Here is a 14667-nt window from a genome sequence, read left to right as displayed (position 1 = left end):
GCGGCATGGCAACAACACGCATGACCGCCCACGTCCGCGGCACCGTCCAAGGGGTCGGGTTTCGCTGGTGGACCCGCTCCCGCGCACTCGAGCTGGGGCTCACCGGCTACGCCAAGAACCTCTCTGACGGCAGGGTAGAGGTGGTTGCGGAGGGGGCCGAAGGTGACGTCGCAAAGCTAAAAGCTCTTCTTGAAGAACAGCCTTCGAGTGCCGATCGCCCGGGGAGTGTGGAGCACGTCCAGGCCCAATTTGGGGAGCCGAAGGGTGCGGAAGGGTTTGAGGAACGATGAAGAAGCGAATTGCGGCAACCGCTGCGGCAGTGGCACTTGCAGCGGTCCCGGCACCCGCGCAAGCGCAGGACTTATCCTCCAGCTTCGCGTCTATGAGCAGCCTGCCTAACCGGCAGTACGATCCCGCTCGGCCGTGGGATGTGGCGGAACCATCGCGGGCGAAGACCTACCGCAACATCAATTTCTACCGCATCCAAAACGGCCGCCTGCCGTGGCTGCGAAGCGGCCAGTTGGACGCGCAGGCACAGGCGTGGGCCGAGGAGCTCAGCCGCACCAACAGCTTTCGCCACTCGGACGCGAACGTATACGAAAACATCGCTTTCAACTCGCACAGCCCGGAGGCGGCGTTTGAGCAGTGGCGCACCTCGCCGGGGCACAACCGCAACATGCTGTCCAACGCTCGTGCGGTGGGCATCGGTGCGGCCCACGGCTACGTGGCGGGGCATGGTTGGGGTTACATCGTGGTCATGCAGGCGCGCTAGCCAACGCGCGGTAACATCCACAAAATGCACCTGAAATCGCTGACGCTCAAAGGATTCAAGTCTTTCGCGTCGGCGACGACGATGAAATTCGAGCCCGGCATCTGCGCCGTGGTGGGGCCGAACGGCTCCGGCAAATCAAACGTGGTGGATGCGCTCGCGTGGGTGATGGGCGAGCAGGGCGCGAAAAACCTGCGCGGCGGGAAGATGGAAGACGTCATCTTCGCTGGCGCGGGCGCTCGCAAACCGTTGGGGCGCGCGGAGGTCACCCTCACCTTCGACAACACGGACAAGCGCCTGCCCATCGACTACACAGATGTGGCCATTACCCGCCGCATGTTCCGCGACGGTGCCTCGGAGTACGAGATCAACGGCTCCAAGGCGCGCCTGATGGACATCCAGGAGCTACTGTCCGATTCCGGTATCGGCCGCGAGATGCACATCATCGTCGGCCAGGGCAAGCTCTCCGAGATCCTGGACTCGCGACCCGAGGAGCGCCGCGCGTTCATCGAAGAGGCTGCGGGTGTGCTCAAACACCGCCGCCGCAAGGAGAAGGCGCAGCGCAAGCTTTCCGGCATGCAGGCGAACCTGGATCGCCTGACCGACCTCACCGACGAGCTGGGCAAGCAGCTCAAACCCCTGGCCCGCCAGGCGGAGGCCGCCAAGCGGGGCGCGGCGGTGCAGGCGGAGTTGCGCGACGCGAAACTCAAGCTCGCCGGAGACCAGGTGGTGCGGCTGCGCGAGAAGTACGCAGACGCCGAGCGCGCCGCTGAAATGCTGGCGGAGCAGGTGGAGACCGTCACCGCGACGTTGGAGACCGCGGTGGAGGAGCAGGAGGCTGTGGAGGCGCGTCAGCAGGAGCTGCAGCCGCAGGCCCAGGAGGCGCAGCAGCTGTGGTTTGCGCTGTCCACGCTGGCTGAGCGGGTGAGCGCGACCCAGCGCATCGCGTCGGAACGCGCCCGCAGTTCCGATTCGTTCGCGCCCTATGCGGGCCAGGATCCGGAGGACCTGGAGGCGCGGGCGCAGCTTGCGGACGAGCGCTACGCCGAGGCTCTCGAAGCCGCCGAGGAGGCCGCGGAGAAGCTCGAGACCATCCGCGAGGAAGTCGCCGAGCGTCAGGAAGCCTTCGACGCAGCCGAGCGCGAGCACATGGCGCAGGTGCGCGCGATCGCGGACCGCCGCGAGGGTGTCGTGCGTCTGATCGCGCAGGAGGAGTCCCAGGCAGCGGCCGTCGAGGCGGCCGAGGATGAGGTCCGCCGCTTAGAGGAGACGCTCGCGGAGACGAAACAACGCGCGCGTGAGGCCGATGCGGAGGTCGCGTCCGTCGAGGAGCGCATCGCGGGCTTTGCAGCGGAGCGCTCGCCTCTCGACGACGCATTCGCCCGTGCCCACACCGAGTCCGACGCCGCGGACAAGCGCCTGGACCAGCTGCGGGCGAAGCAGCGCGAGCACGAGCGTGCGGTGGCCACGCTGCAGTCGCGCATTGACACGCTGGCGGAGCAGGCGCCGAAGCGATCGGCAGAAGACGTGCTCTCCGGGTTCAAGGCACTTGCGGGCTTAGTCACCGTGGAGCCTGGGCTGGACCGCGCGCTTGCCGCCGCGCTCGGTGAGCACGCCGAGGCACTGGCGGGTGAAGTCTCCGACGACGCGGTCGGCGCGCTGGAGTCGGCCGCGCGGACCGTGGTGGTGGACGCGCGCGGCGGTTCGTCGTGGCGCCTGGACACCGACGGCGAGGTGGACTGGCTGCTCGACCACATCACACTTGACCCCTCCGTGACCGGCCCGGTCACGCGCCTGCTCGCGGACGTGGTGGTGGCGGACGATCTCGCCGCCGCGCGCAGCGTGGTAGAGCAGGATCCACGCCTGCGGGCTGTCACGCCTGCAGGCGTGCTCGTGGGCGAAGGCTGGGTCGCCGCCGGCACGGGGCAGACCTCCACGGTGGAGGTCTCCGCCCGCATCGAGGCAGCGAAGTCCGAATTGGCCGAGGCACAGCAGCTTCTCGAGGAGCTCGCCGGCACCCTGGAAGGCGCGACCGTCGCCGCCGACGAGGCCCGCGTGAGCGCCGCGTCCGCCAAGGCGGCGCTGCGCGAGCACGACACCGAAGTGGAATCCTGGCGCCGCGACCTCGCGCGCCTGGTCAAGCAGGCCGAGGTGAACAAGTCCGAGCACGAGCGCGCCGCGGCGCGTGCGAACGAGGCGGACGCGCGCTTGGCGCAGCGCAAGGCCGAGTTGGAGGAGACGCGCGACCGCCTCACCCGCGTGGACACGGACGTCGCCGAGTCGCCGGAGGAGCCGTCGACGGAGCAGCGCGACCAGGCCAGAAACGCACTCAACCACGCCAAGTCCTTGGAGATGGAGGCAACGCTCGCCTCCCGCACCGCGCAGCAGCGTGCGGAAGCCGAGACTGGCAAGGGCGACGCGCTTCGCCGGCAGGCGGAGCAGGAGCGGCAGGCGAAGGCCCGCCATGAAGCGGCGATGGCTCGCCGGAGGGCGGAAGGGGAGCTGGCCGGTGCCGTCGAGAAGCATGCGCGCGACTTGGCAGCCCGCATCGAAGACGCGCTCGCCCGCGCCACCGCCCAGCGCGACGAGCTGAACGCGCAGCTCAACTCCCTGCAGGGCAAGGTGCAGCAGGCGCGTCAACAGGTGGGCGCCACCCGCCAGCAACTCGCGCGGCTGACGGACAACGCGCACCAGTCCGACATCGCGCGCTCGCAGGCGCAGGTGCGCATAGACGAGGCGGAGTCCAACATCACCGCGTCGTTGGGCATCGCGGTGTCCGACCTGCTCGCGGACTACACCCCGGGCGAGGACTTCGACCGCGATGCCGAGCAGAAGCGTCTCAAACAGGCGGAGAAGGACCTGCGCGCCCTGGGCAAGGTCAACCCGCTGGCGCTGGAGGAGTTCAAGGCACTGGAGGAGCGCTATACGTTTTTGAGCACGCAGCTCGACGACGTGATCCAGGCCCGCAAGGACCTCACCGGCGTGATCGAGGATGTGGACGCGCAGATCCTGCAGCTGTTCACCGACGCCTGGGCGGACGTCGAGGCGGAGTTTCCGCGTGTGTTCCAGACCCTGTTCCCGGGCGGCGAGGCGCGCCTCGTGCTCACCGAGCCGGACGACATGCTCACCACTGGCATCGAGATCGAGGCCCGCCCGCCGGGCAAGCGAGTCAAGCGCCTGTCCTTGCTTTCCGGCGGTGAAAAGTCCCTGACCGCGCTCGCGTTCCTGGTGGCCATCTTCCGCGCGCGCCCCAGCCCCTTCTACGTGCTCGACGAGGTCGAGGCGGCACTTGACGACGTCAACCTCCGCCGCCTCATCGCCCTGCTCGAGGAGCTGCGGCAGGATTCCCAGCTCATCGTGATCACCCACCAGAAGCCCACCATGGACGTCGCGAACGTACTGTACGGCGTGACCATGCGCGGTGACGGTGTCACCCGCGTGCTTTCGCAGCGTATGCAGCCCGCCGGGGCCGCGCCCGCGTGATGTCGGCGGTGCTGGCACACTAGAGCGCATGGATCTCAATGCTTTAGTCAACAGCACTGCGTTTTGGATTGTCCTCGCAGTCATCGTCATTGCGCTGATCCTCATCGGCGTTATTGTCGCCGGGAAGAAGCGCAGGGAATCGAAGACCATCTCCTTTGACGAGGTCGAAGAGCCCAAGGAGCTGACCCAGCAGGAGAAGTCGGGCAACTACCAGGCCAAGGGCGGCTTCAACTTTGCGCAAGCGGACGCGCAGCCGAAGCAGCCGGAGCCGGTCCGCCGCGACAAGCCTGCGGTCCAGTCGCAGCCGAAGCCGGAAGCGGCCGCGGCCTTTGTTCCACCGAAGCAGGAAGAAGAAGAGACCGTTGTCGAACGCGCAATTTCGCGTGACGACGAACCGCAGGTGCCCACCGAAACCGTTGAGCAGACTCCGACGGAACCGGCGGTAGAAGAGCCGGCGGTAGAGGAGCCAGTCGCCGAGGAGCAGCCGGTCGAACCGGTCGAGCCGGAGCAGCCCGTCGAACCGGTCGAGCCAGTAGAGCCGGAGCAGCCCGTCGAACCCGCTGAGCCCGTGGAGCGGGTTGACGAGGTCGAAGCGGAGCCCGTCGATAAGCAGACTGCTGAGGCCGAGGAGGCCGCGGCGGCTGCGGCAGCGGCGCAGGAGAGCGTGGGCGAGGCGCGCCAGGAGGGCGCGGAGGTCTCCGATGACGCCGTGGTGGTTGAGGCGCCGACCGAGGAGCCGCTGGACGACATCGCGCCGGCCGCCGGCCGCATGGGCAAGCTGCGTGGGCGCCTGTCGCGCTCCCAGAACGCGATCGGGCAGGGCCTTTTGGGCATCCTCACCGCTGGCGACCTCGACGAGGACGCCTGGGAGGAAGTCGAGGACACACTGATCATGGCGGACCTCGGCGCTGAGCTGACCATGAAGGTCACCGACTCGCTGCGCGAGAAGATCGCAGAGCGCGGCGTGGAGACCGAGGATCAGGCCCGCGCGATGCTGCGAGAGACGCTCATCGAGGCCGCGCGCCCTGAGATGGACCGCTCGATTAAGGCCATGCCGAACGACGGTAAACCCGCCGTGATCCTGGTTGTCGGCGTCAACGGCACCGGCAAGACCACCACCACCGGCAAGCTCGCTCGCGTGCTGGTGTCCATGGGCCACTCCGTGGTGCTCGGCGCGGCGGATACCTTCCGCGCGGCCGCGGCCGACCAGCTGGAGACCTGGGGCAAGCGCGTCGGCGCCTCCACCGTGCGCGGCAAGGAGGGCGCGGACCCGGCATCCGTCGCCTTCGACGCGGTGGCCACCGGTGTCGCCGAGGGCACGGACGTCGTGCTCGTGGACACCGCTGGTCGCCTGCACACCTCAACAGGCCTGATGGACCAGCTGGGCAAGGTCAAGCGCGTGGTGGAAAAGAAGAGCAACGTCGACGAGGTCCTGCTGGTGCTGGATGCCACCGTCGGCCAAAACGGCATCATGCAGGCGCGCGTGTTCCGCGAGGTCGTGGACATTACCGGCGTGGTGCTGACCAAACTCGACGGCACCGCCAAGGGCGGCATCGTCTTCCAGGTGCAAGAGGAGCTCGGTGTGCCCGTCAAGCTCGTCGGCCTCGGCGAGGGCGCAGACGATCTTGCGCCGTTTGAGGTGGAAAGCTTCGTCGACGCGTTGCTCGGCTAAGCATTTGCCTATCGACGCGCACGCGCCCCGGCGATGACACAGCGATGTGCCCATCGCCCGGGGCGCGCGCTAGTCTTGTGGGGATTATTTTCCGCTAGCAGCACAAGGGAGCGTGCACACCGTGTTCGAGTCACTGTCCGACCGCCTCCAATCAGCCCTCGGCGGCCTGCGCGGCAAGGGCAAGCTCACCGAGGCAGACATCAACGCCACCGCGCGCGAGATCCGTCTCGCCCTGCTTGAGGCGGACGTCTCGCTCACAGTCGTGCGTGCGTTTATCAAGCGCGTCAAGGAGCGTGCGCTAGGCGCAGATGTGTCCGCGGCGCTGAACCCTGCGCAGCAGGTGATCAAGATCGTCGACGAGGAGCTGACCAACATCCTCGGCGGCGAAACGCGTCGGCTCAACATGGCGAAAAACCCGCCGACCGTGATCATGCTCGCCGGTCTGCAGGGTGCCGGTAAGACCACGCTGGCCGGCAAGCTGGCCAACCACCTGGCCAAGCAGGGCCACACCCCGATGCTGGTGGCCTGCGACCTGCAGCGCCCGGGCGCGGTGCAGCAGCTGCAGATCGTCGGCGAGCGCGCCGGCGTGCCCACCTTCGCCCCGGACCCGGGCACTTCCCTGGATTCCTACGAGCACGAGATGGGCACCTCCCACGGCGACCCGGTTGCGGTGGCGCAGCAGGGCATCGAGCACGCCAAGCAGCAGAAGAACGACGTGGTCATCATCGATACCGCCGGCCGCCTCGGCATCGACGAGACGCTGATGACCCAGGCGCGCAACATCCGCGACGCCGTTAACCCCGACGAGGTCCTCTTCGTCATCGACGCGATGATCGGCCAGGACGCGGTGAAAACCGCCGAGGCGTTCGCACAGGGCGTGGACTTCACCGGCGTGGTGCTGACCAAGCTGGACGGCGACGCCCGCGGCGGTGCAGCCCTGTCCATCCGCGAAGTCACCGGCAAGCCGATCCTGTACGCCTCCACCGGCGAGAAGCTCGAGGACTTCGACGTCTTCCACCCGGAGCGCATGTCCAGCCGAATACTCGGCATGGGCGATTTGCTCTCGCTTATCGAGCAGGCCGAGGCGACCTACAACGAGCAGGACGCCGAGGCCGCCGCCAACAAGCTCACCTCCGGCGAGCTGACCCTGGAGGACTTCCTGGACCAGCTGCTGATGATCCGCCGCATGGGGCCGATTGGCAACCTGCTGAAGATGATGCCGGGCGGCAAGCAGATGAACCAGATGGCCGACATGGTCGACGAGAAGCAACTCGACCGCATCCAGGCCATCATCCGCGGCATGACACCCGAGGAGCGTCAGGACCCGAAGATCCTCAATGCCTCTCGACGCAAGCGCATCGCCAACGGCTCCGGCGTCAAAGTCTCCGACGTCAACCAGCTCGTCGACCGCTTCTTCGAGGCTAAGAAGATGATGGGGCAGATGGCCAGCCAGTTCGGCATGCCGGGCATGCCTGGCATGGGCGGCGGCCGCTCCGCCACGAAGAAGAAGCCGAAGGGCCGCAAGGGTAAAAACGGCAAGCGTAAGCCACCGAAGCGCGGAGGCGGCATGCCCAAGATGCCGGGCATGCCGGGCATGGGTGGCGGCATGCCGGGGATGCCCGGTGGGATGCCGGACCCGAAGGAGCTGGAGAAGCTCCAGGAGCAGCTGCCGGCGGGCATGCAGGGCATGGACCTGAACAACCTCGACTTCAACGAGGCGATGAAGCGCATGCAGAAGGGCAAGTTTTTCTAGTCGGCGGCGTGGTGCGGTCTGTTTAGGCGGGCCAACCGGCGGCACTCTCCCCGCAGACCCCGAGCGGAGGACCCCTAGTATGGCCAGTTTTCGGCCGTACTAGGGGTTTCTCGCTCTGGTTCTGTAGGGCGGGCCGGGGAGGCATTCCGGCAAGGTCGTCGGCGCGGATCCAGCTAGTAGGGCCCAGCTACCCGGCGAAAAATGGCGAATATCGAGCTCCTACTAGCTGGTTCCACGGAATGGGGCGGTCAGCAGGCGGGGGAAGCGGCGGCCGGTGGGTGGGCCGAGCGGGGGCAGCCTACGGAGCCGCCAACGGGGGGGGGGGCTACGGGGCGGCCGGAGGGGCGTCGAGAAGCGAAAGCTCCTCGAAGATCGGCGCGAGACGCTCCCACAACACCGGGGTCAGGGACTCGGCGTAGGCGTTGGAGATGTGGTTCTGGTCGCGGTAGATGTACACGTTGCCGATCTGCGGCGGGCAAAGGCCGTCAACGCAGTACCAACCGGCGGTGTCGATCTCCCACTGGGCGTAGCCGCCGTCGAGGAAATACGCCGCCGGGTCCTTGGGGGCGTAGACCATGTCCGCGGCCATGGAGCAGGCGTGTTCGGAGTGGCCCGCGACGACGCAGAGGTTCGGGTCCATGGGCTCGCCGGTGGGGGTGAACATCCACGGGTTGTCGCGCAGGCCAACGAACGGGATGCCTAGCTCGGCAAGCCGCTGCCAGAGGTTGGCGTAGGCGTCGGGCACGTAGTCGGCGGAGACGCGGCCGTCGCCGGCGTGGCCCGCGGGGCGGGTGGAGGTGGAAACGAGCAGGTCGGGCTGCAGGTTGATGATCTCCTGCATCGCGTTTTCGCCCCACTCGGCGCACTCGGGGGAGACGATGTCGTTGGCGGGGTTCAGCGGGCCGCCGACCACCAGCGGGCACTCCTGGCGCACGAAGGTGGCGACCTTGAAATGGTGTTCCTTGCCCAGTTTGTCCAGGGGGACGATGAACGGCTCGATGTGGGAGCCGCCAGCGAGCACGATCGTGGTATCCGCCTCCAGGTCGCCGTAGGTGCAGTCGGGGCCGGGCATGGCGTCGGGGGCTTCTGGGAGGAAAATCATGCAGTCGTTGAGACCGATGGGCGGGAACACGCCGGCGATGAGGCTCGGGTCCGGCTGCGGCTTGACATCCGGCACCTGTGCGCCCTGGATGGCGCGGGCACCGGGGTAGTTCACCGGGTCGAGCGCTTTTTCTGCGCTGTCCACCCGCTTGTCCCAGTACGGCTGCACGGCCAGCGCGACGGCGAACAGCGCTGCGGCCAGTACGCCTCCCACCGCACGCGCGACGCCGGGCAAGGTGCGTAGCGACGCCCTCGCGGCCGCCACCGGGTCGTCGTTACCACGCGGGCGCGGGCGGTGCTGGCGCAGCGGGTCCTCTACCAGCGTGTGGGTGACGTGGGCCAGGCATAGCGACACCAGGATGACCAGTCCGCCCAGCCAGGCCGGCGGGGTGGCGTAGCCGCCGATGACGGTGACGATGATCAACAGCGGCCAGTGCCACAGGTACAGCGAGTAGGCGACGCTGCCCAGCCAGGTCATTGGGGCGGAGGCGAGCACCTTGGACACGCCGTTGGCGTTGCCGGAGAGAATCACCAACGCCGCGCCGGTGAGCGGGATCAGGGCGACGGGCCCGGGGAAGGCCAGCGAGGTGGGCACGATAACGCCCGTGACGGCAATGAGTGCTACGCCCAAGAGTGCGGTCAGCCACGCGGTGGCCTGCGGCAGGAACCGATGCGCCGGCACGAAAGCGAGCAGCGCGCCGAGGGAGAGCTCCCACGCGCGGGAGAACGTGGAGTAGTAGTTCTCGCCGGTGCCTTCCAGCCCGAAGCGGGAGGCCCAGGCGAACGACGCCACGGTGATCACCGCAAGCAGTGCAATGGCGGCGCGGCGGGCGTGTTCAGGCTTCGCCCGCAGCTTGGTCACGGCCACGGCGATGATCCAGCCCAGGAGAATGCCGAAGACATAGAACTGTCCCTGCACCGACATGGACCACAGGTGCTGCAGGGGAGAGGTCTCCTGGCTGGCTGCGGCGTAATCCGCGTTCTGCGCCATCAGCTCCCAGTTTTGGAAGTACAGCATCGACGCGGTGACCTGGCGGGAAAGCTCCACGCCCATCAGCTCCGGGGTGAACGCCATAACAAGGCCGACGACCACGACCACCACCAGCGCGAGCGCTGGCACCAACCTGCGGATGGTGCGCCACAACGGCCACCACGGGTTCAGGTTCGGGTTGGGGCGCAGCGCGTAGCGCAGCTGCCCGCCGAGGAAGAAGTAGCCGGATAGCAGCAGGAAAACATCCACGCCGCCGGAGACGCGGCCGACAAACACGTGGAAGAGCACCACGAGCGCGATGGCGAACCCGCGCAGCCCGTCCAGGTCGACGCGGTATGCGGTGGAGCCTTTCGTCGGCTGTGGTGGGTGCCCTGCCGTCGTACTCAACCGTTTCTCCAACCCGTCTTGTCGTGTGCCTTGCTGCGCTGTGCCGTCTATCGTCGCCGAGTATCGTCACAAGCGGTTAAGGACAATACCGCCCCCAACGCGCGGGACCGAACCAGACTCGCGCGGATGCGGAACGCTAAAACCGGACGCGTGTTTTGGAACCTGGGGATAGCGCGCGTAAAGTATCACGGGCTGTCCGGCGTGTATGCGCGCCAGGCACGACAAGTCCATAACTGCGTACGCGCCGGATCCGTCTTGTACCTCGCACTAAACGAGGCAGGTCGCCCGGCCAGGCACGCGCAGGGTAAATAAGAAGGGTTGAACCGGCTCGTCGATAAGTGGCGAGTGTCTGCACTGCCCAGTGACCTACAAGGAAGTACATCATGGCTGTAAAGATCAAGCTGCAGCGCGTTGGCAAGATCCGCAACGCGCAGTACCGCGTCGTCATCGCTGACGCCCGCACCCGTCGCGACGGTGCCGTCATCGAGAACATCGGCATCTACCACCCGAAGGAAGAGCCGTCGCTCATCCGCATCGATTCCGAGCGCGCTCAGTACTGGCTGGGTGTCGGCGCGCAGCCGACCGAGCCGGTGATGGCACTGCTGAAGGTGACCGGCGACTGGCAGAAGCACAAGGGCCTCGACGGCGCTGAGGGCACCCTCAAGACCGCAGAGGAGAAGCCGTCCAAGCTCGACCTGTTCAACCAGGCTCTGGAGGAGGCCAAGAACGGCCCGACCGCTGAGGCCATCACCGAGAAGCGCAAGAAGGCCAAGGAAGAGGCTGAGGCAAAGGAGGCCGCTGAGGCCGCCGCTGCTGCCGAGGCTGAGGCCGCTGAGGCTGAGGGCGAGTCCGCCGAGGACGCTGAAGCCGAGGCTTCCGAGGACGCTGAAGCTGAGGAGAACTAAGCACTCTTCGCTTCTCGACGAACCCCCCGTTGCACACACCGCGTGCGCAGCGGGGGTTTCGTGTTGGTGGGGTTCGGTGAGTTCCACCCCGCCTTGCCCCGCACCAGCCAGCCGCTTGACGGACTGGCCGCACGCATACCCTGGGATCCAGAGCCTGGGTTCGCGCGGAGTTGTCAGTGGGTGAATGCGCCACCTCGACTTGGAGGTTGTTGTGGCTGGTCGTTGGACTCCGAAAGATGTGAAGGCTACTTCTGTGGCGCGGCTTGTTGCAGGCGATGATGTCGGCGAGATTGCACGTGAGGCCGGTGTGGCAGAGGCCACGGTTTATGAATGGGTCAAGCAAGCAGGCGCACTCCCACCGAAGAAGGCGTTGGCACGTGCACGTGACCAACTCATCGACGAGGCGGTGGCGCTGGTGGCTTCAGGTATGTCGGTACCGGATGCGGCTGCGACGTTAGGCATGTCACCAGGGGCGTTGTACCAGCGGTTGGCGAAAGTCGGTGTGCTCACCGAACTGCAGCAAAAGCCCCGCATCACCCCGCAGCAGAAAGCTGACGCGGTCGCACGGGTGCTGGCTGGTGAGCCGGTTGACAAGGTCGCGGCGGCGTTCGACCGGTCTGCCAATTCGGTGTATCGCTGGGTGCAGCAAGCACGCCAGGAGAAGGCGGGCGGAAACCGTGATGCGTCACAGCGCGCGGACACGCCGGAGGCTTGCACGGTAAAACCACCTGCACACAGCAAAGTTGATTCCGTGCCAGCACCAATGAAAACGCAAGCAGGCCACGCGCCTGCCGACTATGCCGAGGACCGTGTGAAAGTCGGCCGCGGGGTCCGACTGTCGTATGAAGACCGCCTGACGATCCAACATGGGTGCAGCCAGGGAATGTCAGCCAGGCAGATCGCAACGCTGCTGGGGCGCCACCACAGCGTGATCAGCCGGGAAATCGCCCGCAACGGGTGGGAAGTTGTCGGCGAAGACGGTGAGGCCACGGTGTACTACAACGCCCGGCAAGCCGGCCTGGGCGCCAAGGCGCGTGCGTGCCGGCCGAAGGTGCGCAAGCTTGACGACAACCCGGCACTTCGTGCTGTGGTGGTGACGTGTCTTGCCCGCCGGTGGTCGCCCGGGCGCATCAGTGTGTGGCTTCAGCATGCTTTCGCCGATGATGAAAGCATGCGTATTTCCCACGAAGCGATCTACAGTGCCTTGTACATCCAGGGCAAAGGCAGCTTGCGCGCCGAGCTTGAAGCGGTGATGAAGACCCAAGATGTGCTCATCCGCGGCGGCAAGCGGCGAAAAGCCCGGCCCCGTAATGCCGGTGTGCTCACCGGTAAGCCGTGGATCAAAGGTGCTGAAATCACCAAGCGCAGCCCAGAGGCTGACGACCGGGCAATCCCCGGGCACTGGGAAGGCGATCTTGTTATCGGCACCGGCGGCAAAAGCGCGCTGATTACCCTGGTGGAGCGCACCAGCCGCTACACCCTGCTTGGTCATCTGCCCACCGAACACACATCGATGACGGTGATTGAAACGATCCAGCAGATGGTCAAAGACCTCAACGCTGAACAGCTCAAGACCATCACCTGGGATCAAGGCGTGGAAATGGCTGAAACCGCACGTGTGCGCATCAAAGACGGCTGCGAGGTGTACTTTTGCGATCCGCACGCGCCGTGGCAGCGGCCGACCAACGAGAACACCAACGGTGAGATCCGCCGCCGCTTCTACAAAAAGGGCACCGACTTCGCCGAAGTAACCCCCGAGCACGTCGCCTGGGTACAAGACGAACTCAACGACACACCACGACAAGTCCTCGGCGGAGCAACCCCACGTGAGATACTCCAGCAAATATTCAATCGTGGCGCATTAACCGCTTGATCCCGCCCGCAAAAATTGGCCATTCCCAGGATGAGCCTCCCAGGGTCTGCGGAGGTGGCGTAGAGGGAGGCGGCGCAGGGGGATGTGGCGCAGCCAGGAACGCTCGGCAAACCCGTGGCCTGCTACCGTAATCACCCATGGAGCTGCAGATCGGCCGAGTGGTCAAGTCCCACGGCGTGAAAGGTGAGGTTGCCGTCGAGTTGCTGGCGGACGAGTCGGAGGAGCACATCGTCGTCGGCGCTGTGCTGACCGGCCGCCAGGCGGGCAAGGAGCGGGAGTTGACCGTCAAGACGGTGCGCCCGCACCAGAAGCGCCTGCTGGTCAGCTTCGAGGAGGTGCCGGACCGCACTGCCGCCGACAGCTTGCGCGGCATGAAGTTCTTCGCCGAGCCTCTCGAGCGTGAAGAAGACTCGGACGAGTACTACAACCACGAGCTTATTGGCTTGAAGGTGCGGCACGAGGGCGAAGAGGTCGGCGAGGTCACCGGCGTGATGGATGCGCCGAACCGGAAGATCCTGGAGATCGACTACGACGGCAAGGACGTCATGGTCCCGTTCGTGATGGACTTTGTCCCGGAGCTCGACACGGAGGCGGGCTACCTCACCATCACCCCGCCCGAGGGCTTGCTTGATGTCTAAGCTGCGCCTCGACGTCGTCACCATCTTTCCCGAGTACCTCGACCCGCTGCGCCAGGCGCTGCTGGGCAAGGCGATCGAGCAAGGGATCCTGTCGGTGGGCGTACACGACCTGCGCGACTGGGCCACCGGCAACCACAAATCCGTGGACGCCCCGCCGCTGGGCGGGGGACCGGGCATGGTGATGAAGCCGGAGGTGTGGGGGCCTGCGCTTGACGACGTCGCCAAGGGCCGCCCCGGAACATCCCTCGACACCGCCGCCGCGCACCGCAACGACAAGCTGCGCCACGACGACGTCCACGAGGTCGCGCCCCGTCCATACGAAGGCGGCGAGGACAGCAGCAAGCCGCTGTTGCTCGTGCCCACCCCGGCGGGCAAGCCCTTCACCCAGCAGGACGCGCAGGCGTGGTCGCGCGAGGAGCACATCGTGTTCGCTTGCGGGCGCTACGAGGGCATCGACCAGCGCGTCTTCGAGGATGCGAAGAAGCGCTACCGCGTGCGCGAGGTCTCCATCGGCGACTATGTGCTCATTGGCGGCGAGGTTGCCGTCTTGGTCATTGCGGAAGCGGTCACGCGCCTGATCCCGGGCGTGCTGGGCAACACCGAAAGCCACGAGGACGACAGCTTCTCCGACGGTCTGCTCGAGGGCCCGAGCTACACCAAGCCGCGCGTGTGGCGCGGGCTTGAGGCGCCGGCGGTGCTCACCTCCGGCGACCACGCCAAGGTGGAGGCCTGGCGTAGGGAGCAGTCCTTGAAGCGCACGCGCGAGGTCCGCCCTGAGCTGCTGGAGCAGACTCATCTGAGCGAGGACGACCGGTTCATGTTGGACGCACGCGACGTGCTTACGACGGTGTGGGTGGACGGGGCGACGCGGATCGTCGTCAAGCAATTGCGCAGGGCATTGAAGAAGGCTGGCTACCGCGACCCCGAGATCACGCTGGAGGGGGATACGCTCACCGTCGCCGGGCGCACCGCGCTCGCGCTCGAGGAGGCCACGCGGGCGGTGGGAAACGCGCTGCCACCTGGGGCTTATCAGTCCGGCCAGACTAAAGAGGTTTAACTTATCTGGTGGGCAACATTACCCTCTGGAAATTTAAA

At 66.5% G+C, this 14667-nt stretch carries 10 protein-coding genes and 1 pseudogene; 10 read left to right on the top strand and 1 reads right to left on the bottom strand.

Annotation, left to right across the window (positions count from 1 at the left end; translation table 11 throughout):
* Positions 1–5 precede the first annotated feature (5 nt).
* From CAFEA_RS07260 to ffh, 5 genes are all read left to right on the top strand, one after another.
* Positions 6–290, top strand: a complete 285-nt coding sequence (locus CAFEA_RS07260) for an acylphosphatase (RefSeq protein ID WP_063938762.1) — start codon at positions 6–8, stop codon at positions 288–290.
* Positions 287–772 carry a CAP domain-containing protein gene (locus CAFEA_RS07255; protein ID WP_063938761.1) on the top strand — a complete coding sequence of 162 codons (486 nt, stop codon included), beginning with the start codon at positions 287–289 and terminating at the stop codon, positions 770–772. Before CAFEA_RS07260 ends, CAFEA_RS07255 begins: the two co-directional genes overlap by 4 nt.
* Positions 773–796: 24 nt before the next feature.
* Positions 797–4252 (top strand): chromosome segregation protein SMC, encoded by a 3456-nt coding sequence (gene smc, locus CAFEA_RS07250; RefSeq protein WP_063938760.1) that lies wholly within the window; start codon positions 797–799, stop codon positions 4250–4252.
* 28 nt (positions 4253–4280) lie between these two features.
* A complete protein-coding gene (ftsY, locus tag CAFEA_RS07245; RefSeq protein WP_063938759.1) occupies positions 4281–5924 on the top strand; it encodes a signal recognition particle-docking protein FtsY in 1644 nt (547 codons plus the stop codon).
* Positions 5925–6045: 121 nt separating this feature from the next.
* On the top strand, positions 6046–7677 hold the full coding sequence (ffh, locus tag CAFEA_RS07240; RefSeq protein ID WP_063938847.1) for a signal recognition particle protein: 1632 nt from the start codon (positions 6046–6048) through the stop codon (positions 7675–7677).
* Positions 7678–8002: 325 nt separating this feature from the next.
* Here ffh and CAFEA_RS07235 read toward each other — a convergent pair whose 3' ends face one another.
* On the bottom strand, positions 8003–10156 hold the full coding sequence (locus CAFEA_RS07235) for an acyltransferase family protein (RefSeq protein WP_063938758.1): 2154 nt from the start codon (positions 10154–10156) through the stop codon (positions 8003–8005).
* Positions 10157–10539: 383 nt separating this feature from the next.
* Here CAFEA_RS07235 and rpsP point away from each other — a divergent pair, with 383 nt between their 5' ends.
* The 5 genes and pseudogenes from rpsP (at position 10540) to trmD (ending at position 14629) form a co-directional block, all read left to right on the top strand.
* On the top strand, positions 10540–11061 hold the full coding sequence (gene rpsP / locus CAFEA_RS07230; RefSeq protein ID WP_063938757.1) for a 30S ribosomal protein S16: 522 nt from the start codon (positions 10540–10542) through the stop codon (positions 11059–11061).
* Between the two features lie 184 nt (positions 11062–11245).
* Positions 11246–11731, top strand: a pseudogene (locus CAFEA_RS11325) (transposase); the annotation flags it as partial.
* 93 nt (positions 11732–11824) lie between these two features.
* Positions 11825–12934: an IS30 family transposase gene (locus tag CAFEA_RS07220; protein WP_290183926.1), complete on the top strand. Its 1110-nt coding sequence runs from the start codon at positions 11825–11827 to the stop codon at positions 12932–12934.
* Positions 12935–13071: 137 nt separating this feature from the next.
* Positions 13072–13572: a ribosome maturation factor RimM gene (gene rimM / locus CAFEA_RS07215; RefSeq protein ID WP_063936896.1), complete on the top strand. Its 501-nt coding sequence runs from the start codon at positions 13072–13074 to the stop codon at positions 13570–13572.
* Position 13573: 1 nt separating this feature from the next.
* A complete protein-coding gene (gene trmD / locus CAFEA_RS07210; protein ID WP_063936934.1) occupies positions 13574–14629 on the top strand; it encodes a tRNA (guanosine(37)-N1)-methyltransferase TrmD in 1056 nt (351 codons plus the stop codon).
* The last annotated feature ends 38 nt before the right edge of the window (positions 14630–14667 follow it).

The sequence above is a fragment of the Corynebacterium afermentans subsp. afermentans genome, assembly GCF_030408355.1.
GTDB classification, from domain to species: Bacteria; Actinomycetota; Actinomycetes; order Mycobacteriales; family Mycobacteriaceae; genus Corynebacterium; species Corynebacterium afermentans.
The sequence above is the reverse complement of the archived record's forward strand: the minus strand, read 5'-3'. Positions and strand labels throughout refer to the sequence as shown.

Coding starts and splice junctions, on each gene's coding strand:
- CAFEA_RS07260 (WP_063938762.1), top strand. CDS start 6: ATGGCAACAACACGCATGACCGCCCACGTCCGCGGCACCGTCCAAGGG.
- CAFEA_RS07255 (WP_063938761.1), top strand. CDS start 287: ATGAAGAAGCGAATTGCGGCAACCGCTGCGGCAGTGGCACTTGCAGCG.
- smc (WP_063938760.1), top strand. CDS start 797: ATGCACCTGAAATCGCTGACGCTCAAAGGATTCAAGTCTTTCGCGTCG.
- ftsY (WP_063938759.1), top strand. CDS start 4,281: ATGGATCTCAATGCTTTAGTCAACAGCACTGCGTTTTGGATTGTCCTC.
- rpsP (WP_063938757.1), top strand. CDS start 10,540: ATGGCTGTAAAGATCAAGCTGCAGCGCGTTGGCAAGATCCGCAACGCG.
- CAFEA_RS07220 (WP_290183926.1), top strand. CDS start 11,825: ATGAAAACGCAAGCAGGCCACGCGCCTGCCGACTATGCCGAGGACCGT.
- rimM (WP_063936896.1), top strand. CDS start 13,072: ATGGAGCTGCAGATCGGCCGAGTGGTCAAGTCCCACGGCGTGAAAGGT.